Annotated in this window: 20 protein-coding genes and 1 pseudogene; 7 read left to right on the forward strand and 14 right to left on the reverse strand. The window is 60.9% G+C overall.

The window, feature by feature from the left end:
• The first annotated feature begins 17 nt into the window (after positions 1–17).
• Positions 18–272: a WGR domain-containing protein gene (locus B9A97_RS23230; protein ID WP_084368200.1), complete on the forward strand. Its 255-nt coding sequence runs from the start codon at positions 18–20 to the stop codon at positions 270–272.
• A 101-nt stretch (positions 273–373) separates the two neighbouring features.
• Here B9A97_RS23230 and B9A97_RS23235 read toward each other — a convergent pair whose 3' ends face one another.
• The 4 genes from B9A97_RS23235 to B9A97_RS23245 all read right to left on the reverse strand — a co-directional run bounded on the left by B9A97_RS23235 (position 374) and on the right by B9A97_RS23245 (position 1,949).
• Positions 374–739, reverse strand: a complete 366-nt coding sequence (locus B9A97_RS23235; protein WP_084368201.1) for a hypothetical protein — start codon at positions 737–739, stop codon at positions 374–376.
• A 47-nt stretch (positions 740–786) separates the two neighbouring features.
• Positions 787–1,053 (reverse strand): type II toxin-antitoxin system prevent-host-death family antitoxin, encoded by a 267-nt coding sequence (locus B9A97_RS23240; protein WP_084368202.1) that lies wholly within the window; start codon positions 1,051–1,053, stop codon positions 787–789.
• Positions 1,054–1,176: 123 nt separating this feature from the next.
• Positions 1,177–1,341, reverse strand: coding sequence for a hypothetical protein (locus tag B9A97_RS29895; protein WP_179145375.1), 165 nt, complete (start codon positions 1,339–1,341; stop codon positions 1,177–1,179).
• A gap of 296 nt (positions 1,342–1,637) precedes the next feature.
• Positions 1,638–1,949: a DUF736 domain-containing protein gene (locus B9A97_RS23245; protein ID WP_084368203.1), complete on the reverse strand. Its 312-nt coding sequence runs from the start codon at positions 1,947–1,949 to the stop codon at positions 1,638–1,640.
• 482 nt (positions 1,950–2,431) lie between these two features.
• Between B9A97_RS23245 and B9A97_RS23255 the strand changes: the two genes are divergently transcribed.
• The 3 genes from B9A97_RS23255 to B9A97_RS23265 all read left to right on the forward strand — a co-directional run bounded on the left by B9A97_RS23255 (position 2,432) and on the right by B9A97_RS23265 (position 3,669).
• A complete protein-coding gene (locus tag B9A97_RS23255) occupies positions 2,432–2,674 on the forward strand; it encodes a hypothetical protein (protein ID WP_084368204.1) in 243 nt (80 codons plus the stop codon).
• On the forward strand, positions 2,655–3,266 hold the full coding sequence (locus tag B9A97_RS23260) for a zeta toxin family protein (protein WP_244564332.1): 612 nt from the start codon (positions 2,655–2,657) through the stop codon (positions 3,264–3,266). The genes B9A97_RS23255 and B9A97_RS23260 overlap by 20 nt, the downstream gene beginning before the upstream one ends.
• 124 nt (positions 3,267–3,390) lie before the next feature.
• Positions 3,391–3,669 (forward strand): HU family DNA-binding protein, encoded by a 279-nt coding sequence (locus B9A97_RS23265; RefSeq protein ID WP_084368206.1) that lies wholly within the window; start codon positions 3,391–3,393, stop codon positions 3,667–3,669.
• Between the two features lie 86 nt (positions 3,670–3,755).
• Here the strand turns inward: B9A97_RS23265 and B9A97_RS23270 are convergent, their stop codons facing one another.
• Positions 3,756–4,067 (reverse strand): DUF736 domain-containing protein, encoded by a 312-nt coding sequence (locus tag B9A97_RS23270; RefSeq protein ID WP_084368207.1) that lies wholly within the window; start codon positions 4,065–4,067, stop codon positions 3,756–3,758.
• 483 nt (positions 4,068–4,550) lie between these two features.
• On the opposite strand from B9A97_RS23270, the gene B9A97_RS29900 reads away from it, so the two are divergent.
• Positions 4,551–4,727, forward strand: a complete 177-nt coding sequence (locus tag B9A97_RS29900; protein ID WP_179145376.1) for a hypothetical protein — start codon at positions 4,551–4,553, stop codon at positions 4,725–4,727.
• A 22-nt stretch (positions 4,728–4,749) separates the two neighbouring features.
• Here B9A97_RS29900 and B9A97_RS23280 read toward each other — a convergent pair whose 3' ends face one another.
• From B9A97_RS23280 to B9A97_RS23320, 8 genes and pseudogenes are all read right to left on the reverse strand, one after another.
• Positions 4,750–5,676 carry an ArdC family protein gene (locus tag B9A97_RS23280; RefSeq protein WP_084368208.1) on the reverse strand — a complete coding sequence of 309 codons (927 nt, stop codon included), beginning with the start codon at positions 5,674–5,676 and terminating at the stop codon, positions 4,750–4,752.
• Positions 5,677–5,965: 289 nt separating this feature from the next.
• A complete protein-coding gene (locus B9A97_RS23290; protein WP_084368210.1) occupies positions 5,966–6,565 on the reverse strand; it encodes a hypothetical protein in 600 nt (199 codons plus the stop codon).
• Positions 6,566–6,911: 346 nt separating this feature from the next.
• A complete protein-coding gene (locus tag B9A97_RS23295) occupies positions 6,912–7,175 on the reverse strand; it encodes a hypothetical protein (RefSeq protein ID WP_084368211.1) in 264 nt (87 codons plus the stop codon).
• A pseudogene (locus B9A97_RS23300) lies at positions 7,175–7,371 on the reverse strand (IS3 family transposase); the annotation flags it as partial. The pseudogene B9A97_RS23300 and the gene B9A97_RS23295, both read right to left, overlap by 1 nt.
• 259 nt (positions 7,372–7,630) lie before the next feature.
• Entirely contained in the window at positions 7,631–10,894 is a 3,264-nt protein-coding gene (locus tag B9A97_RS23305) for an error-prone DNA polymerase (protein WP_084368212.1), read from the reverse strand.
• The gene (locus B9A97_RS23310) at positions 10,891–12,402 is read right to left on the reverse strand and encodes a Y-family DNA polymerase (protein WP_084368213.1); all 1,512 of its coding nucleotides are present in this window, start codon (positions 12,400–12,402) and stop codon (positions 10,891–10,893) included. Before B9A97_RS23310 ends, B9A97_RS23305 begins: the two co-directional genes overlap by 4 nt.
• Positions 12,323–13,075 (reverse strand): ImuA family protein, encoded by a 753-nt coding sequence (locus tag B9A97_RS23315; RefSeq protein ID WP_084368224.1) that lies wholly within the window; start codon positions 13,073–13,075, stop codon positions 12,323–12,325. Before B9A97_RS23315 ends, B9A97_RS23310 begins: the two co-directional genes overlap by 80 nt.
• A gap of 576 nt (positions 13,076–13,651) precedes the next feature.
• On the reverse strand, positions 13,652–14,038 hold the full coding sequence (locus tag B9A97_RS23320) for a winged helix-turn-helix transcriptional regulator (protein WP_084368214.1): 387 nt from the start codon (positions 14,036–14,038) through the stop codon (positions 13,652–13,654).
• Positions 14,039–14,125: 87 nt separating this feature from the next.
• Here B9A97_RS23320 and B9A97_RS23325 point away from each other — a divergent pair, with 87 nt between their 5' ends.
• The gene (locus tag B9A97_RS23325) at positions 14,126–14,983 is read left to right on the forward strand and encodes an NmrA family NAD(P)-binding protein (RefSeq protein WP_084368225.1); all 858 of its coding nucleotides are present in this window, start codon (positions 14,126–14,128) and stop codon (positions 14,981–14,983) included.
• Between the two features lie 266 nt (positions 14,984–15,249).
• Here the strand turns inward: B9A97_RS23325 and B9A97_RS23330 are convergent, their stop codons facing one another.
• Positions 15,250–15,972 carry an SOS response-associated peptidase gene (locus tag B9A97_RS23330; protein WP_348532422.1) on the reverse strand — a complete coding sequence of 241 codons (723 nt, stop codon included), beginning with the start codon at positions 15,970–15,972 and terminating at the stop codon, positions 15,250–15,252.
• A gap of 319 nt (positions 15,973–16,291) precedes the next feature.
• On the opposite strand from B9A97_RS23330, the gene B9A97_RS23335 reads away from it, so the two are divergent.
• Entirely contained in the window at positions 16,292–18,361 is a 2,070-nt protein-coding gene (locus B9A97_RS23335; RefSeq protein WP_084368216.1) for an ATP-dependent helicase, read from the forward strand.
• Positions 18,362–18,455: the final 94 nt, after the last annotated feature.

Consider the following 18,455-nt stretch of genomic DNA (forward strand, 5'->3'; position numbering starts at 1 on the left):
CGCGCGATTTTGAGTGCATGATCACCCAACCTTATCACCTCTATGTCGAACGTAAGGATGCCAAAAAAAACATGGCCCGCTTCTACGCAATGTCTATCGAACCGAACCTGTTCGGGGAGGCGTGCCTGACGCGGCGATGGGGACGGATTGGGACGAGCGGTCAGGTGAAAACTCACCAATTCGAAAAAGAACAGGATGCGGTCGTTCTCTTCCTTGATCTTCTCAGGCAAAAACGCCGCCGGGGATATCGGACAGCCCGCTCCGTCCTATAGCGGGAAGCGCCCGGCGGTGCTGCCGCTGGCAAGGAAGGTGTGGGGAGCATTGTGCGGACCTTCGCCTTCGCTATGACGGACCCCTTGCCGTCCAATCTCCGCTATCTCGATCGGCGAACGTCCGCAAAGGACTTTCGCCGTGCAATGAATTCGCGCAGAAGCGGCAAAAAGAATGCCTTGCTAAAGTGACCGAGCGGAGGCTCAGGCTCCAGATAGAATGACCGACCTATGACATCGCTGTTGAACTCATCCAGGATGAGCCACAACGGAAGATCTGCATCGAGACCTGCGCGCCGCTTTTCGATCGTCGGAATTTCAATGGCGAAGCGATTTCGGTCGGGCATCTTCGTTGTGATTGGAAAGAACAAGACAAGATCGCCGCTCGCCGTCGAGATCCGAACGCCGACAGCCACAGGACGGTTCTTGCGCCCTGCCGTTTCTCCTGCGTTTGCCTCATGGCTCCACAGATATGGCTACCAGACAACCGCAGCCGTCTGCACCTTCTCATATCCGCTCAACGGCTCGTCTCATCAGACTGGCCGTATGCGTCGACGGCCTCTTCAAATTCAGCAAAGAGCTCGTCGGGCATGGTCTCCAGTCTGCCCACCGAGCGACGATCCGACTGGCGCATCAGACGTTCGTAATCGTCTATGGTCAGCAACACCAGTCGCGGCTTGTTGCGTTGTGTGATCGTCACGGGATGTCGGAGTGCCTCGGCGATTATATCCCCGGATTTCCGAGAAAGGTCGCTTGTCGTGTAGGAGCCGTTCCTGTTTGCCATATGGCAAGCCTCGATGGAATCATGGTGAAAGGCTGCAATGCTGTCTATATAGGAAATACAGCATTGCCGGAAATCATGTATTCCTTAATCGCACAGTGGTTGGGTTGGCAGAGATCACCGCCGTCAGAACGGCGGCTCCGCATCCAGGCGACCGTCCTGTTCGGCGACGATGACGGCAAGTTCGGCCAGAGCGCATTCCAGCTCGGTATGGATCTCGCGGCGCTCGCTGACGTCAAACGCATTCCGCAGTTCAGCGCGCAGTTCTTCAATGTGCTGTTCGATGGTCATCGTCGTCATCTCCTGATGTTTGAGAAAGATGACGACCGCCGGCTTGGCGAGTGGGCAGGGTCAAGGAGCGCGCCAGCGACCGCGTGAGCGACCGGCGGGGGAGCCGAAATGCGCAGCATTTTGGGGGAACCGCCAGGTCCTTGAGGCTGCGCGCGCGACACGGCACACTGCCTCATTCTGAGAAAACCTCCTCTCTCGTGTGGCACCAAAAAAGCCGGAGACGGGCTCGATGCCTGTCTCCGGCTTATGAAGGGAGAAGAGGGGAGCCCCGCTTTGTCAGGCGGGGCTTGGCCGTCTCAGTCGCGGTTCGGGCGGGACCAGATCAGCTGGTAGCCATCCTCACCTTCGACCTCCGTGAGGGTCGCGTAGATCGGGGCGGGGAAGCTCGGATCGTCGAGCTTGACCGAGAGGTAGTCGCGGTCTGTCTGTTCGGATCGCTTCTGCCAGGCAGCACCCAGTTCGACTGATCCCGCGAAGATCCGGAACTGAGGACCCTTGTCGGAGGGGTTTTCGATGCGGGCGATGCGTGCCTTGACGTTGAGGGCGAGGGTGCGGATGGAGCCGGTGAAGCCGTTTTCGGTAGAGGTGAAGGTGCCGATGGTCGCCATTGTCGTATTCCTTTTTGCTGTTCGGGCCGCTCCATTGCGGCCTCGATGGCAGTCGCAAAGGCCGGTGACGACCGGACCGCACTCATAGGGCCGGAACAACGAGGAGGGCGGCGCGAAGACACTTTCTTGTTTCGCGAGGAATGACGGCGACCTGGGGTCCCCGCTCGACTGGTCGAGTGGGGTGGGTTGCGGCAGGGGATGAAAGTTCCGAAGCGCCGTTGCGGGATAAAGGTCGAGGCGCAGCCGGTCTCCGGTCAGACCTGCCCCATCGAGCCCGCACATGGAGCCACGGTGATTACGCAAAGGGAATACGACAATGGCGATCCACCTCAGGTCGATTTCGCCAAGATCCTGGATGTCCACGCTTAATCCCGATCTAGCTGATAAATCGCCGGACCTGCCGGTCACCCATTCAAAGGATCAACTTGGCTCATTGCGTACCGGATAAAGACTGCTATATTTGGAGAATATCTGGAGCAGACATGGCCAAAGTCGTCGTCAAGAAATTTAACAATCCCAAGCTGGGCGCACGGGACACCGCTGTGACACAGAAGCGTGTGCGGGATGTCGACAGCGGTCAGTATGTTACTTTGCGGACGATCGACGCCCAGAGCAAGACGCTCGGGAAAGATCTGAGCTACGTGTTTAGTAGGAATGTCGACAAGGCACGCCGCGAAAACAAGGCTGTCACTGGCGTTCGTGATCGTGCTCCCGTCCAAGATTGAGCAGCCTGTTTTCCTGATCATTGCTGGTCCGAATGGGTCTGGCAAAAGTAGCGTTTACGCGGATGCCGATCTGGAAATGGAAGGTCGTTCCGTTTGGATCGTCAACCCGGATCTCCTTGCTGCACGAATTAGCAAGGTGGAAGCAAAGCCGTTGCTGGAAGCAAATCTGACAGCGGTTCAACGAATCGAGTTGTGGCTCGAAGCATCCATTAATGTGCACAAAACCATTGGTGTCGAAACTGTCCTTTCGACTGGCAAATACCGACGGCTCGTCGAAACGGCGAAGTCACTGGGATTCGCCCTGTGGTTCTTATATGTGGTGCTCGACAGCCCCGAACGCTCAATCGAGCGTATCAAACTGCGCGTCGCCAAGGGCGGACATCCGGTCCCAGACGAGAAGGTCCGACAGCGATACCAACGTTCTCTCGAGCAGTTCCCTTGGTTCCTTGAGCAAGCGGATAAGGCGTGGATTTGGGACAACAGCGGAGCAACGCCGAAAACGATCGGTGAAAAGGCAGACGGAATCATCGAGCTCGACGTCGATGCTCTTGACGTGGTTGCCGAAGCTGTTCGGTCCATAGCCACTGAATAGTGGGCTGTATTGTCCTCATTCCTGTGGAGAACGCCCGGATCAACTGACCAATGGTCCAGTGTCGGCGTGACAGCGGGCAACCGCGGTGAAAATGATTCTCTTCTTGAAAAACGAGGAGAACTCAATGACCACGACCAATGAAATTGCAGATCAGATCGCAACGGACCATAGCCTGACGAAGGCCCAGGGGAAGGCAATTGTCGAAGCCGTGTTCGCGGCGATTACGAGCGCGGCGACCGCGGGTTCGGAGACTTCAATTCCAGGCTTTGGAAAGTTCAAGGTGAAGGACACACCGGAACGCGAGGCACGCAATCCGTCAACCGGCGCTGCGATTAAGGTTGCGGCTGCAAGGAAGCTCAGCTTCCAGCCTGCCAAGGCTTTGAAGGATGCCCTGAACAAATAAACAAAGGCTCTCACGGGATTAATGGCGGATCCTGTGCTGCTCCAAGTGAGAGTGGCCCCGCTTCTACAGCGGAGCCGATGAGTTTTTTAGTCGCGGGTCGGGCGGGACCAGATCAGCTGGTAGCCATCCTCACCTTCGACCTCCGTGAGGGTCGCGTAGATCGGGGCGGGGAAGCTCGGATCGTCGAGCTTGACCGAGAGGTAGTCGCGGTCTGTCTGTTCGGATCGCTTCTGCCAGGCAGCACCCAGTTCGACTGATCCCGCGAAGATCCGGAACTGAGGACCCTTGTCGGAGGGGTTTTCGATGCGGGCGATGCGTGCCTTGACGTTGAGGGCGAGGGTGCGGATGGAGCCGGTGAAGCCGTTTTCGGTAGAGGTGAAGGTGCCGATGGTCGCCATTGTCGTATTCCTTTTTGCTGTTCGGGCCGCTCCATTGCGGCCTCGATGGCAGTCGCAAAGGCCGGTGACGACCGGACCGCACTCATAGGGCCGGAACAACGAGGAGGGCGGCGCGAAGACACTTTCTTGTTTCGCGAGGAATGACGGCGACCTGGGGTCCCCGCTCGACTGGTCGAGTGGGGTGGGTTGCGGCAGGGGATGAAAGTTCCGAAGCGCCGTTGCGGGATAAAGGTCGAGGCGCAGCCGGTCTCCGGTCAGACCTGCCCCATCGAGCCCGCACATGGAGCCACGGTGATTGCGCAAAGGGAAACGACATGGCGAACTGCACGGGGAAACCCAAGTCGAATGGCCTCACCGGTCCGCTATACCCACACGAGCCCCGGGGAAGATATGCACCATCGACGCGTGATCTCCGACCAAGTCGGCTTGCGAGACCAATCTGCCGCGATAGAGTTGCGCTGCGATTCGTCGCCTGGAGGAACAATGCGTCAGCAGACAAAGCCGTTTATCGTCGAAATCAAGCAATCCCGAAAGCTGAAACCAGCCACCCAGAAACCGTCGATTTGGGGGACGTTGGATTTGAGCGTTGCCGAAGATCAAGGTGCTCCCGCGCCATCGGGGATGGAGCCGGCCGACACCGAGAGCGGCGGCCGACTCTAATTCTACCAGGAGCACTCAAGCCTCAAGCCGCCTCTCGAACATCGCCTGCCTCCGGCTGTAGCCCATGAAGAAATGCCGTTGCGCGCTGCGCATGGGCAGCGGCCTGGAAAATCGCCCGCTTGTCGCCAGCCAACAACTTCAACCAAGACTGGAGATATGACGCGTGGTCCGGCCGAGGCTCTATCTCCGGCACGATCCCAAGGTCGGCGCATAGAAAGCAACTGCCAAGTTCAGCAATCAGCTCCTCGCGAGCACGTTCGCTTCTGTCCTTCGCGTAGCGTGACAGATCCCTGCCGACGCGCTTCTCAGCCGCGGTCCAATGCGTCGCTTCATGGCTGAGCGTGGCATAGTAGCTTGCAGCGTTCTTGAACGCTTCGAAGGGCGGCATCTGAATATAGTCCATGACCGGCGAGTAGTAGGCTTGATTACCGCCATGACGGATGATCGCGTCAGTATTGCGGAAAAACCGGTCTGCGTTCTCGATGCGTGCGATTGGGTCCTCTACCGGCTCAGGCTGGGTATGGTAGTGCTCGGGCAGCCCATCGATCTGCTCCACGTTAAACACGGAGTAGGCCTTGAGGAAGGGGATTTCCCGATCGACTTCACCGCCTTTTCCGTTGTCCTCAGATTTAGTGAACCGGGACGCGAACACGACCGTCGATCCGGTCTCGCCCTTTCGAACCGCCGCTCCGAGCTCGAGCGCCTGCTTAAACGTCATCCACATCGATGAGCCGAAACCGCGCGAGATCTGCTCGGACCAGAGCAGGAGTACGTTCATGCCCGAATAGGGCTGTCCATTGTGACGGAGAGGGCGGGTGATCCGCCCATCCGTATTGCCGGCGCTCCAGGGCTTCATCCAGGGGCGCACCCCACTGGCGAGATCTTCGATGACCCGATCGGTGATCCGGGTATACATGTCAGTACGCTGGCCTTCATTCGTCTTACTCATGTCTCATCTCCACATCTGCGTGCCGCTCCATCAGCGGCCCCGTCGCGGAGGCCAATGGCAGGAGCCATAAGCTGACAGGCTGCACCGGAACGGCCGGAACGACGTGGAGGACGGCAAAGCCGTTGCGGGCTGGGAGCGGCTCCTGCAGGCCCAACGCAAGAGACGGGCAGCAATAGTGCGGCCAGAAAACTCCCTTCATTTTTCCTTCCGCGAATGCCGGCATGCCGAAAGGCCGTCCCGAGGGAGCGGCCTCAACGGCCACGGCGGGGCGAGCCCCGCCGTGATGGTGTCAGTCGAAAGCCGACATCTGGGCCGCGGCAGCCTTGCGATCGACGGAACGTCCGGGGTCCTCGACCGGTCGATCGAACGGCTTCCAGACCTCGCCGACGATGTGCTTGTATGCAGCGACGGCACCTTCGGCAGCCATGCGCAGCGCATGGGATTGGATTCCCATGTCGGCGGCAAATTCGCGCTTGCGATGGGCGGCACTATCGTAGCCTACGGGACCATCGAGGTCCTCGTCGCGTGCGTCGTTCGCGGCCTTGGCCGTGGCGTCGCGCGCCTCGGTGACGGCTTTGCTGTAAAACTGGCCGGCGCCATGAGCAGATCCGACAAAGGCGCCCACGATGCGCTGCAGGTGGATTTGCATGGCGCGCTCGCCGAGGCCTTCGCTGAGAGCATCTGCCGTCTCGGAGATCAGGCGCTCGTGGAGATCGCGGATCCCGTCGCTGTCGATGACGGCTGTTCCGAATCTCTCGGCGATCTTCAGCGCCTGGCCGCTATCAGGGCATGTCAGCCGGACCATCTCGAGGGTGGCGCCCTTGCGCAGCTGGACGACGCGTGCTGAAGAGCGGGCGGATTGGCGAACATTGCTTGCGGGCTTGGTCATGTCTGTCCCTTTCGATCCGAAGCGGTTCCGGCCCCATGCCGGCTTGCCTTTCGGTGCGGTCGACCCGACCCGGCGGAAGACGGGCGCTTCAAGGTCCGGGCCTACCAGGACAAGCGGAGCCGATCTGCGGACGAGCGGGGTGCAGCCCTGCGAAGATCACGCGGATCTGCTCTGCGATGGACGGCGGGGCCCGGTCGCACCGCGGCGCGATAGCGGCCTTGAAACGAACGGACGCCGGTTCAGACCGCAGCAAAACCGAACGGCAAACCGCCACGGGGCTCAACGCAATCAGACGAGGGGAGCATGGCCACGCCCGTCACTGCTGCCGTGCCTCAGCTCATCACCCTCAGCCGACATCGCGGCCATCATTGTCATCGACCGGCGGCAATGCCTTCGGCAGCCGGTAACGCTGAAGCCAGCTCGGACCATGGGTGTTTCGAAAGCGACGGAGGATTCCACCATCATCATAGGGTGCGCCGCCCATCCAGACGTTGTTGAGGATGCTTTTCCAGCGTCGGCCGTGCCGGGCAGCATATGCTTGGAGCGCTGCAACTTGCTCACCATCGAGTTTGGGACGAGTGGCCAGCTGCTGGTTTTTCGGACGCTGCATTAATCTAATCCCACCTTGGCTTCAAAGTGATTGGGGCTGAGATAACCCGGTATCGAGTGGCGCCGCTGCGAGTTGTAGAAGCACTCGATGTAATCGAACATATCCGCTCTGGCGTCGTTCCTCGTGCGATAGACCTCCGCGCTGTTCTTTCCGTTTTCAGTGATGAGAAGACGCTTTCCAATGCAGCGTTGAACCATGGACGGCAGCGTTGGCGGCCAACTCGCGAATGGAGAGACCGGTCACCGCACCGATGGCGCTGGGATCATGACGGACGCGCGCCGATCTCGACGGCGGCGCCCCCAAAGACATCGACTTGCTGGTGCACGATGTCGTGAAGCAATACCTGCCGCCAATCCCTTCGAAAGAGCAGGGGCCCCCTCTTGGCCGACACGTGCTCCTTCAAGCCGTGGTTTAGGCCGTTTGACGTGGCAACGTCCTCTGAAGTCTAGCCTGGATCAATGGAAGTTCCTCGACCGCACATTCAAAGTGTCGATATGAAGATCGCGCACATAGATGTCCCGCGCCTCCGGCAGCGCCCTGGGTCGCTCTCTCGAGTCCGGGCCGCCCGATGAGCCGTGCGCGAACTCGTCGCCCCGGCCCGTCGGGAGCTTGAAGTCAGTGTCGCGGCCTGCCAGTCCGGACAAGTCCGCCGACAGGTCGAATAGCTGCTGTGCGACAAGATGGACGACGTCGCCCTCCCGCTGAATGCGGCCGTTGATCGCCATCATCGACGCCCCAAGGACGACGCGTCGCCTTTTCTCGAAGAGGCTCGGCCAGACCACGACGTTTGCCGGGCCGGTCTCGTCCTCGATCGTAATGAACATGACCCCTTTAGCGGAACCTGGCTTCTGGCGCACCAAGACGAGGCCCGCGGCGAAGACCCATTGGCCGTCTCGCGAGTTCATGGCATCAATGCACGTGATGATGCTCCGCTTTTCAAGATCCTGGCGCAAGAAGGTAATGGGGTGCTCACGCAGTGTAAGCCCGACATGTCTGTAATCCCGGACTACGTTGTGACCTTCGGTCATCTGTCGGAGTTCGACAGTTGGTTCTTGCTGCTCGGGAATGACCGCGGCTTCGCGTTCGGTGGCGGCCGCGAATAGAGGAAGGGGCTCGTCGCGCAGCGCCTTGATCGCCCAAAGCGCGTCGCGTCGCTGGTGCTTCAGCGACGGAAGGAAGGCGTCGGCGTCGGCGAGCTGAACGAGCGCCTCAGTCGGAACATCAGAGCGTCGCCAGACGTCGTCGACGCTGTCGAACTCCCGGTTCATGCGCGCGGCTACGATCCGCGCTGCATCGGCGACGGCCAGGCCCTTTACCATGCGCATCCCCAGCCGGACAGCGTGCCGGTTCGTATTGTCGATGCGCTCGAGCGTGCAGTCCCAGCGGGACCGGTTGATGCAGACGGGACGGATCTCGACCCCGTGCTTGGCGGCGTCGCCGACGATCTGGGCCGGGGCATAGAAGCCCATCGGCTGGCTGTTCAACAGCGCGGCGCAGAAGACGTCGGGGAAGTGGCACTTCACGTAGTTGGATGCGTAGGCGATGAGTGCGAAGCTCGCAGCGTGGCTTTCCGGAAAGCCGTAGGAGCCGAAGCCCTCCAACTGGGAGAACGTCTTCTCCGCGAACTCCGCGGAATAGCCGTTGTTGATCATGCCGCTGACGAGCTTGTCCTTGAACCGGCTGACTCCGCCTGTGAACTTGAAGGTTGCCATCGACTTGCGAAGCTGATCCGCCTCGCCCCCGGTGAAGCCGGCGCAGACCATCGCGACCTTCATCGCCGATTCCTGAAACAGCGGCACGCCCAGCGTCTTGCCGAGCACCGCTTCCAGCTCCGGCGTCGGATATTCGACCTTCTCCTTCCCCTCGCGGCGGCGGAGATACGGGTGAACCATGTCGCCCTGGATCGGTCCCGGCCGGACGATGGCGACCTGCACGACGAGGTCGTAAAAGGTTCTCGGCTTCATGCGCGGGAGCATGGCCATCTGCGCCCGGGATTCGATCTGGAACGTGCCGAGGGTGTCCGCCTTGCGGATCATGGCATAGGTCGCGGCGTCCTCCTGCCTGATCGTCGCCAGGTCGAGATCCTCGTCCTTGTGTTCCTTGATGAGATCGAAGGCCTTCTGCATGCAGGTCAGCATGCCAAGGGCAAGGACGTCGACCTTCATGAACTTGAGGGCTTCGACGTCGTCCTTGTCCCACTCGATGATCTGCCTGTCCTTCATGCTCGCTGGCTCGATGGGGACGAGGTCGTCCAGTCTTTCATGGGTCAGGACAAAGCCACCCGGATGCTGGCCGAGATGCCGTGGCGCTCCGATCAACTGCTGCGCGAGCCTGAGCGTCAGAACAAGACGACGGTCCTCCGGATTGAGGTTGAGCTCGCGGATGTTGCGGTCGGTGATTTCCTCCGACCATGACCACATGCCCGACGACAGGGCCTTGATCACGTCCTCCGGCAGGCCGAGGGCCTTACCCACGTCGCGGATGGCGCCCTTCGCACGGTAGCGCGTGACCGTCGCGCAGAGGGCAGCCTTGTCCTTGCCGTAGGTCTTGTAGATCCACTGGATGACCTGCTCACGCCGCTCGTGTTCGAAGTCGACATCGATGTCCGGCGGCTCGTCGCGTTCCTTGGAGACGAAGCGCTCGAACAGCAGATCGTTGGTCTCGGGATCGATGCTCGTGATGCCGAGGATGAAGCAGACCGCTGAGTTGGCGGCCGACCCGCGTCCCTGACAGAGGATGCCTTGGGACCGCGCAAACTTCACGATCGAGAAGACGGTCAGGAAGTACGGCGCGTACTTCATCTCCCGGATCAGATCGAGTTCGTTCCTGACTGCACGCAGCACCTTCTGCGGCAGCCCCTCCGGGTATCGGTCGGGGATGCATTCGCGCACGTAATGCTCAAGGGACTGCTGGGCATCCATGCCGGGAACGATGGCTTCCTCGGGGTACTGATAGGTCAGCTCCTCAAGCGAGAACTTGCAGCGTTCGACGATCTCCATCGTCCGCGCGAGCGCCTCGGGATAGCGCGGAAACAGGCGCTCCATCTCGTGCGGCGGCTTCAGGTATCTGTCGGCGTGGCGCTCGCGCTCGAAGCCGATGGAGTCGATCGGCGTGTTGTTCCGGATGCAGGTGACGACGTCCTGGAGCTGACGGCGGCCGGGTTCGTGAAAGAGAACGTCGTTGGTGACGACGGTTCGTACGCGGTGCCTGAAGGCAAGCTCGGACAGCTCGTGGAGCCGCATCTGATCGTTCGGCCGGCGGCGCAGGCATAGCGAGACGTAGGCTCGGTTGCCGAAGATCTCGTGCATCTTTCTGAGCTGAACGGCGCAGGTCTCGTCGGCAAGATCGGGGACGAGGATGCCGATCAGGCCTTCGCAGTAGAGGGCGACGTCGTCGAGATGAAGGATGCAGTTGTTTTTGCCGCCCCTGCTCTTTCCGAGGGTGATCAGCCTGGTCAGCCGCGAGTAGGCCGCGCGGTCCGTGGGATAGACGAGAACCGACATGCCGTCCTGGAGATCGAGGCGGCAGCCGACGACGAGACGGACGCCGGTTACGCGAGACGCCTCCAGCGCGCGGACGACCCCGGCGAGGCTGTTGCGGTCGACGACGCCGACGGCTTCGATGCCGAGCTGCTTCGCCGTGGCGAACAGCTCGTCGGCCGAGGACGCGCCCCGGAGGAAGGAGAAGTGGGTCGTCACCTGGAGTTCCGCGTACTTCATGCGAAGATCCCGTGGATGTACCATTGGCGGTCGCCCGTCTCGGGATCCACGCCGTCGCCGGAGCGGTAGACCCAGAAACGCTCGCCGACCTCGTTTTCCACGACGTAGTAGTCGCGCACCGCTTCCAATTCGCTATCGCGCTTCCACCATTCGCCGAAAATGCGCTCGGGGCCGTCGGCGCGCTTCACGTTGTGCCGCCTGCCCCGCCAGGTGATGCTGCGCGGCGGATGGTCGGGCGTGAGCGCGATCACGGCAATCCTGTCTGGCTGGTCGAGGAGCCGCACCGGCCTCTTCCAGTGGTGGACCCATGTCTGTCCAACTTCGTCCGCGGCCGGCTCAATCCTTTGCACGCACCGCTCGGGAACGTCCGAGGCGACGGGCGCGACCCGGTAGACCCGCTGCCCGCGGTTGCCCAGAATGTCGACGAGCGGCGTGATGTCGGTCACCTCCTCCTGTACCAGGGCGGATGCCCGCTGCTCCTCGTTGAGCGGCTGCGTCATCACAGCGATGAGCGTCAGCTTCTCGATGCCGAAGCCCGGCTCGATCTTCTCCGTGCGGTCCTTGAAGAGCTTCGTCAGCCAGGCGACGTCGCGGGCGGGCTTGGCGGTGCCGGCCCGGATCGCCTGCCGCGTGCCGTCGACCTTCTCCACGAGCAGGTCGGTGCGGCGGACGCCCAGGCCCTGGCGCTGGAGTTCGCCGACGAGTTGGACGACCAGCCGGCCGACGTACTTGTTGATGGTCTCGGCGGCACCGATGGGTTCGGCGAAGGCGCGGGAGACTTCGATCCATTCCGGCGCGCGCACGGACACGATCGGCTCGGACATCCGACCGAACATCTGGTCGAGGCGACGCCCGATCTCGGGGCCGAAGCGAAGTGCAAGCGGCGCGCGCGGGGTGTTCGCAAGTTCCCCGATTGTCTGAAAGCCAAGGGTCCGGAGGTCGCCGACGATCTTCTCCGGCAGTCGCAGCAGCGAGAGCGGCAGCTTCTCGACCGCGCGGACGGTCTCGCCCCTGGGAACGATGACGGTTTCCCGGCCGATCGCGCGCGCGCCGGCATGGGCCGCGCCCCAGGTGTCGGCGATCGCTACCCGCGCCGTCAGGGCTCTAGAACGGAACCGGTTGACGATGCCCGTCAGCATCGGTTCCTCGCCGCCCTGCAGATGATCCGCGCCTTCGGTGTCCATGACAATCCCGTCCATGCCATCCACGGCTACGATCGGCGAGTAGACCGTCAAAGCCCAAAGCGCGATGCGCTCGAGCGCGGCGGCGTCGGCCACAGGATCAGCGTCCACCAGCATCAGGTCGCGGAAGATCGCCTGCGCCTTCGCGGCGGGCATGCCGGTCCGCACACCCACATTCCGCGCGACAGCATCCGCGGCGGACACCCAGCGCTTCGAACCGGATTTCGCTATGACGGCGACCGCCTGCTCAGGCGGTATGGACGGATCGGCCCGACGTATGCGATCTGTCGGCAGATCCGGGAGATAGATGGATACGACCCTTGTCATCGCAGGCTCCAATTTCAAACTCAGCACACTCGCCCGCACGCGATCTTATCAGTTCCAGAAGCCACCTCGCCCGCCCGAGTCCAGGTACCGGAAGTTCCGCGGAAGGCAGGACGCTGACCCGCCAACGTGTCTTCGATGCCGTAGGCTGGCCGAAGTCGTTCGCCTCCGCCTGCCGTCTCCAGCGCCGGACGGCTATCGCCATCGTCCCTGTCCGTTCAGCCGCGAGCTGAAGCCGCCGCGAGGCCGTCATCGGGAGCCGGACGAGTTCGCCGACGACCGCGCCCAGGCCGCCGAAAGAAAGACACTCTTCCATACTCGCGAGCACATCCTCCTCCTTGTTGCCCTCAACGAAAACGACCCGGTCCGGGTGGAGGCCAGCTTGCGCAAGCGCGGGGAAGAAAAGGTCAGGCCTTGTGAGACACCAGGCAATCTTGCCTTCGGTGCGGGCGGCGATCCCGGCGGCGAATAGCGCGGCCGCCGCGCCGTCCACAGTGCCTGATCCGCCTCCGGCGAACTCGTGCAACGCGCCGTAGGCGAGGCCGCCACCAGGAAGAACCCGATCGATCTCGGGTACGCCGAACGGGAGGCAGCTCTTCTGCTTTGCCACGCCGCCCTCCAGAGCGGCGATACGTTCACGCAGATCAGCAATGGCCAGCTCGCGGGCATCGGACATCGTTGGCGAATCCCTCCGAAACGCGTTGAAAAGGCACGACATCATGTCGCTGAGAACTTATTCGTTCCCCTTCTGTTCCTTCTCGGTCCCGGCGTCAAGACGGCCTTGGAGCAGGAATCTGTTCCTACGATTAGTTTTCGCGAAGATTCAGCGAGTGGAATCAAAATCGTGGGTGTCCGCGCTAAGCGGGTGTTGCCAATCACAATTATTTTGCGGACGTCGGCGTTCTGCCCGGAGATGGCGATTAAATAGTGAACAACAGTTCCAGCATGAAGCCGGTCAGCGAGGTGGGACAGCACCGGCTACAAGGGCGGGTCTGTAAAATACTCCGCGACAAGCCTTGCCAAAGTGATTCAGCAGCGCAACTCGGCAGGCAGCCGCTCCGCGTGCGCTACGGCGAGACAGGGACGGCAAATATGGGCCGACAGGTGTGCGCCGCTTGCGCCAACAGGAGACGTGAACTGCTTCGAGGTTGGCGGCTAGAATGGGGCCGAAACGAGACAGTCCGCTCCCGTCGACTTAACAACATAAGCGGACATCGTGATGAAACAGGGCACAACCGGCGACCAAATCGCTTTATCGTTCAGCCCCATGCCCGGGCTGCCCGCGCTCTTGATGGGCAACAGAAGAAGTCGGGCTCATCAAGACCTCGTCGGGAAGCGCATCTCCCCAGTCTTTCATGGCATAAAGGATGTCATGCAAGGAATGACCCAACTCGGTCAGTTCGTAGACGACACGGGGAGGGGTTTCTGCATATGCCATACGCGTCACCAAGCCGTGTTCTTCAAAACGCCTCAGGCGATGAGTCAACGTATGCGCGCTGATGCCTGGCAGCATGCCACGCAACTCGGTGAAGCGCCGCGGCCCTCCTAAAAGTTCACGGACGATCAATGTTGCCCAGGGACCATCGAGAAGCAGCAGAAATCGCTCAACCCCGCAGCATGGCAGTTTTTTTGCCGTCATCGAATTTTCTTCCAATAGTGCATTTGACGTAACTGATGCACATAATGCACCAATAGCCTCCTACCTGCAACGGCAATGGAGCAAACAATGTCATTCATCATTCATGGCGCGACTGGAGCACAAGGTGGTCCGCTCTTTGATCTTCTGCGATCTAAAGGGAAAACCGTGCTTGCTGCGGTCCGAGATCCCGCCAAGGCCAGCGCAAAGCCCAGCATCACGGTCGATAACAGTTCAGTGGGCTCATTGGTTGAGGCCTACACCGGATCGGATGGGATCTTCTTCCATCTCCCGCAGGCCCCGGAATCTCAACGCATCGAGTATGCGCGTAATTTTCTCGAAGCCGTCACCCAAGCCAAGCCCAAGCGCGTCGTCATTTCGACCAGCGGCGCGGTCATCGATCAGGCCGGATCGGCGGTTCAGGTGCCTGATGACAGCGCCATGGGAATGCTTGTGCGCGGTATTGCCGAAAGCCAGATATCTTACGCTATTGTGGCCCCGAGGCTCTACCTGGAGAATCTGCTCCTGCCCATGGTTGTACGCGGCGTAAAGCAGGACGGCGTTCTCTTGTATCCGATCCGTGCCGATCTCAAGGTATCCTGGAGTTCCCACTTGGACATCGCAGACGTTGCCGAGAGATTGCTGACGGATCATGGGGTCACCGGCATCGTCGGCGTGGGCCAATTGCCGGGGATGCAAGGTGCCGCACTGGCTGACGGGTTTGCGGCCCACTTCAATCGGCGTGTTCAATTTGAGCCACAGTCTCCGGAGGACTTCCGTAAACTACTGGAACCCGTGTTCGGCCCCGTCGCTGCCAACGTCGCCGCCTTCTATCAAGCGCTAGCGACGCTCGATGAAAACGTAATTGCTGAACAGACAAGTGCGCAGCGGCTCCTCGGCTTGGTGCCAAGAAGCGTTGAAAAGTGGCTGGCTGACATTTCCGCTTGACCGTCGAATTCATGGCAATGGCCGCCTCAGCTCCGCTCGGGGCGGCCATTGCAGCGTTTTTAGAAGTCGAATGATCGATGTGGAGTGCATGTGCTGAACTGAGCCGAACACTTTGCGATAGACATTACTGTCTGCTTTCAGCGAGAGTTGCCAGCATGGGCGACGTGCGAATTGGAAGGCGCGTAGCCGCCTGGCAGCTATATGTCCCCAATGACCGCTTCGGGCCGAATCCGGAAATCATTTCCGCTGTTGCAATGCGCGTTGGGTCAGTAGCTCAACCTGACCATCCGCTCATCGGGCAGCGGCCTCTGCAGTGCTTTGGCTTCAGACCACGGCGCTTTCAGCCACACCTCGACCTCCTCATCCGTGGTCAGCATCACCGGCATCGCTTTTTCATGCACGGGACCGACAACGCGATTGGGCTCCGTCGTCAGGAAGCCAAAGAGATCGGCCTTGATCAGCCCCTCCTTCAGCTTCCGCACGCTTTCCCATTGCGGCACCCATATGCCGGCGAACCAAAAGACAGGGCAGTCTGGATTGAGAGCAAACCAGGCGTTTGGTGTGCGCCCACCCTCGAGTTTGTTCGCAGGATCCGGCTCGGCGAAGCTGGTGACTGGCACCAGGCAGCGATGCTCGACACCGAGCCAGCGTGTCCAATGCTTGCTGGACGTATTGCGCACATTCGTCGTGCCGCCGTCCGGTTCCATCTTCACTAGCGTGTCGAAATCTACCTCCCTACCCTTCGCCCGGAGCTTGTCGGCCCGTTTGGCTGCCGCCTGGTAGAGCGCCTGGGAGGAACTCGGCAGTCCCCAGCGGACATTGGTGAACTGGCGCTTGCCGTTGGCCGTGTTCCTCAGAATAGGCGCGATTTGATCGGGATAGATCTCGTAGGACGGCATCAGGTTGACCATGTTTTCGGCGTCCTGCACCCAACGGTTTGGCCAGTCCTTCGGATTAAATCGATAGAGATTACACATTGATGCGTCCATCCTCCCCAGTCGAACACTCGCACCGGTTTTACACTGATGAGGCGCCGAAGGCGAATGCCCTTGAAGTTGTCGCACCGGACGGTCAGTCAGTCGGCGGAAAGAAACCCCTTCAAACGCAGCACTCGCATTGGAAGAAGCGAGCGACTTCGTGGCGCTGGAGGATTGAGGCGAAGAGCAAGGCTAGGATATATCCATCCGCGCACTCCTCGCCCCCATCCGCTCAATCTTGGTTCACAAGTCCAATCGAGATCGCTATGTTCTATTTTCGTTCCGGAAGCCGTGAATCACTTGCCGGTCTGAAGAGCTTGCGTGGGGATCAATGACATCAGCCTATCTTGAGAAACTGAACGACCGCCAGCGTGAGGCCGTCGAGCACGGCGTGAGTTTGGCCGACGCCGGGATCGGCGGCCCACTGCTGATCATCGCCGGCGCCGGTTCCGGCAAGACCAACACGCTGGCCCATCGCGTCGCCCATCTCATTGTGCACGGCGCAGATCCCCGCCGCATCCTGCTGATGACCTTCTCGCGCCGCGCCGCCTCGGAGATGGCCCGTCGGGTCGAGCGGATCTGTCGTCAGGTGCTGGGCGACAATGCCGCCATCATGACCGATGCGCTCGCCTGGTCGGGCACATTCCATGGCATTGGGGCGCGGCTACTCAGAATATATTCCGAGCAGATCGGGCTCAATGTCGATTTCACCATCCATGATCGGGAAGACAGCGCCGATCTCATGAACATCGTCCGTCATGATCTCGGCTTCTCCAAGACCCAGAACCGCTTTCCGACCAAGGGCACCTGCCTTGCGATCTATTCGCGCGTGGTCAATTCCGAGAGCAGCATCAGCGAGGTGCTGAGGTCAGCCTATCCCTGGGTGCTTGAATGGGAGAGCGAACTCAAGCAACTGTTTGCGGCTTACGTCGAGGCCAAGCAGGCGCAGAACGTCCTCGATTACGACGATCTCCTGCTCTACTGGGCGCAGATGGTTTCCGATCCCGACATCGCCGATGATGTCGGCGGTCGTTTCGATCATGTCCTGGTCGACGAATATCAGGACACCAACCGTCTTCAATCTTCCATCCTGATGGCGCTGAAGCCTGGCGGTCGTGGTTTGACCGTGGTCGGCGATGATGCGCAATCGATCTATTCGTTCCGCGCCGCCACCATCCGCAACATCCTCGACTTCCCCGGCGCCTTCTCGCCCAAGCCCGCTGACGTCATCACGCTCGATCGCAACTATCGCTCCACCGCGCCGATCCTGGCCGCCGCCAACGGCGTCATCGACCTCGCCCGCGAGCGCTTTACCAAGAACCTCTGGACCGACAGGCAATCCGAACAGCGCCCTGTTCTGGCGACGGTAAAGGACGAGGCGGATCAGGCCGGCTATATCGTCGAGCAGGTGCTGGCCAACCGAGAAGTCGGTGTTCCGCTCAAGCAGCAGGCTGTGCTGTTCCGGGCATCCAACCACAGCGGCCCGCTCGAAGTGGAACTGACCCGCCGCAACATTCCCTTCGTCAAGTTTGGCGGGTTGAAGTTCCTCGACAGCGCCCATGTCAAGGACCTGCTGGCGGTGCTGCGTTTTGCCCAGAACCCGCGCGACCGCGTCGCGGGCTTTCGTCTCCTGCACATGCTGCCGGGTATCGGGCCGCAGACGGCCGCCCGCATACTGGATACGATCGCCGCCGATCCCGAACCGCTCTTGTCGCTGATGGAGTTGCCTCCACCACCGAAGAGCGGCGAGGACTGGCCGAACTTCACCACGTTGGTTTCCGCCCTACGCAAATCCGAGGCGGGCTGGCCTGCGGAGATCGGTCTGGCGCGTGCCTGGTATGAACCGCATCTCGATCGCATGCATGAGGATGCGGACACGAGGAAGGCCGATCTTGTTCAGCTCGAGCAGATCGCTTCCGGATACGCCAATCGCGAGCGCTTCCTGACTGAGCTGACGCTCGATCCGCCGGATGCCACCAGCGACCAGGCGGGTGTGCCGCTGCTTGATGAGGACTATCTGATCCTGTCGACCATCCATTCTGCCAAGGGCCAGGAGTGGCGTTCGGTCTTCATGCTCAATGTCGTCGACGGCTGCATACCGTCAGATCTCGGAGCGGGCACGACAGCGGAACTGGAGGAAGAGCGTCGGTTGCTCTATGTCGGCATGACGCGCGCACGCGACAGCCTGCACCTGATCACGCCGCAACGCTTCTTCACCCATGGCCAGAACGCTCAGGGCGACCGGCATGTCTACGCGTCGCGCACCCGCTTCATCCCGGCGACGTTGCTGCAGTTCTTTGAGACAACGACCTGGCCGAAGGTAAGTGCGGCTGCCAACGAGCGCAGCGCGAAACAGATCCGCATCGATGTAGGCGCGCGCATGCGCTCGATGTGGAGCTGATACCAACGAGCAATGACGCCGACTCGTGATGGGATTCCCAAATCAGAGGAATTCTGACTCATTATGCCAAACGGAGGTTTGGCATGACGAAGGC

The sequence above is a fragment of the Rhizobium sp. RU36D genome, assembly GCF_900176345.1.
In the GTDB taxonomy this organism is placed as follows: domain Bacteria; phylum Pseudomonadota; class Alphaproteobacteria; order Rhizobiales; family Rhizobiaceae; genus Allorhizobium.

Coding starts and splice junctions, on each gene's coding strand:
- B9A97_RS23230 (WP_084368200.1), top strand. CDS start 18: ATGATCACCCAACCTTATCACCTCTATGTCGAACGTAAGGATGCCAAA.
- B9A97_RS23240 (WP_084368202.1), bottom strand. CDS start 1,053: ATGGCAAACAGGAACGGCTCCTACACGACAAGCGACCTTTCTCGGAAA.
- B9A97_RS29895 (WP_179145375.1), bottom strand. CDS start 1,341: ATGACCATCGAACAGCACATTGAAGAACTGCGCGCTGAACTGCGGAAT.
- B9A97_RS23245 (WP_084368203.1), bottom strand. CDS start 1,949: ATGGCGACCATCGGCACCTTCACCTCTACCGAAAACGGCTTCACCGGC.
- B9A97_RS23255 (WP_084368204.1), top strand. CDS start 2,432: ATGGCCAAAGTCGTCGTCAAGAAATTTAACAATCCCAAGCTGGGCGCA.
- B9A97_RS23265 (WP_084368206.1), top strand. CDS start 3,391: ATGACCACGACCAATGAAATTGCAGATCAGATCGCAACGGACCATAGC.
- B9A97_RS23270 (WP_084368207.1), bottom strand. CDS start 4,067: ATGGCGACCATCGGCACCTTCACCTCTACCGAAAACGGCTTCACCGGC.
- B9A97_RS29900 (WP_179145376.1), top strand. CDS start 4,551: ATGCGTCAGCAGACAAAGCCGTTTATCGTCGAAATCAAGCAATCCCGA.
- B9A97_RS23280 (WP_084368208.1), bottom strand. CDS start 5,676: ATGAGTAAGACGAATGAAGGCCAGCGTACTGACATGTATACCCGGATC.
- B9A97_RS23290 (WP_084368210.1), bottom strand. CDS start 6,565: ATGACCAAGCCCGCAAGCAATGTTCGCCAATCCGCCCGCTCTTCAGCA.
- B9A97_RS23295 (WP_084368211.1), bottom strand. CDS start 7,175: ATGCAGCGTCCGAAAAACCAGCAGCTGGCCACTCGTCCCAAACTCGAT.
- B9A97_RS23305 (WP_084368212.1), bottom strand. CDS start 10,894: ATGAAGTACGCGGAACTCCAGGTGACGACCCACTTCTCCTTCCTCCGG.
- B9A97_RS23310 (WP_084368213.1), bottom strand. CDS start 12,402: ATGACAAGGGTCGTATCCATCTATCTCCCGGATCTGCCGACAGATCGC.
- B9A97_RS23315 (WP_084368224.1), bottom strand. CDS start 13,075: ATGTCCGATGCCCGCGAGCTGGCCATTGCTGATCTGCGTGAACGTATC.
- B9A97_RS23320 (WP_084368214.1), bottom strand. CDS start 14,038: ATGACGGCAAAAAAACTGCCATGCTGCGGGGTTGAGCGATTTCTGCTG.
- B9A97_RS23325 (WP_084368225.1), top strand. CDS start 14,126: ATGTCATTCATCATTCATGGCGCGACTGGAGCACAAGGTGGTCCGCTC.
- B9A97_RS23330 (WP_348532422.1), bottom strand. CDS start 15,972: ATGGACGCATCAATGTGTAATCTCTATCGATTTAATCCGAAGGACTGG.
- B9A97_RS23335 (WP_084368216.1), top strand. CDS start 16,292: ATGACATCAGCCTATCTTGAGAAACTGAACGACCGCCAGCGTGAGGCC.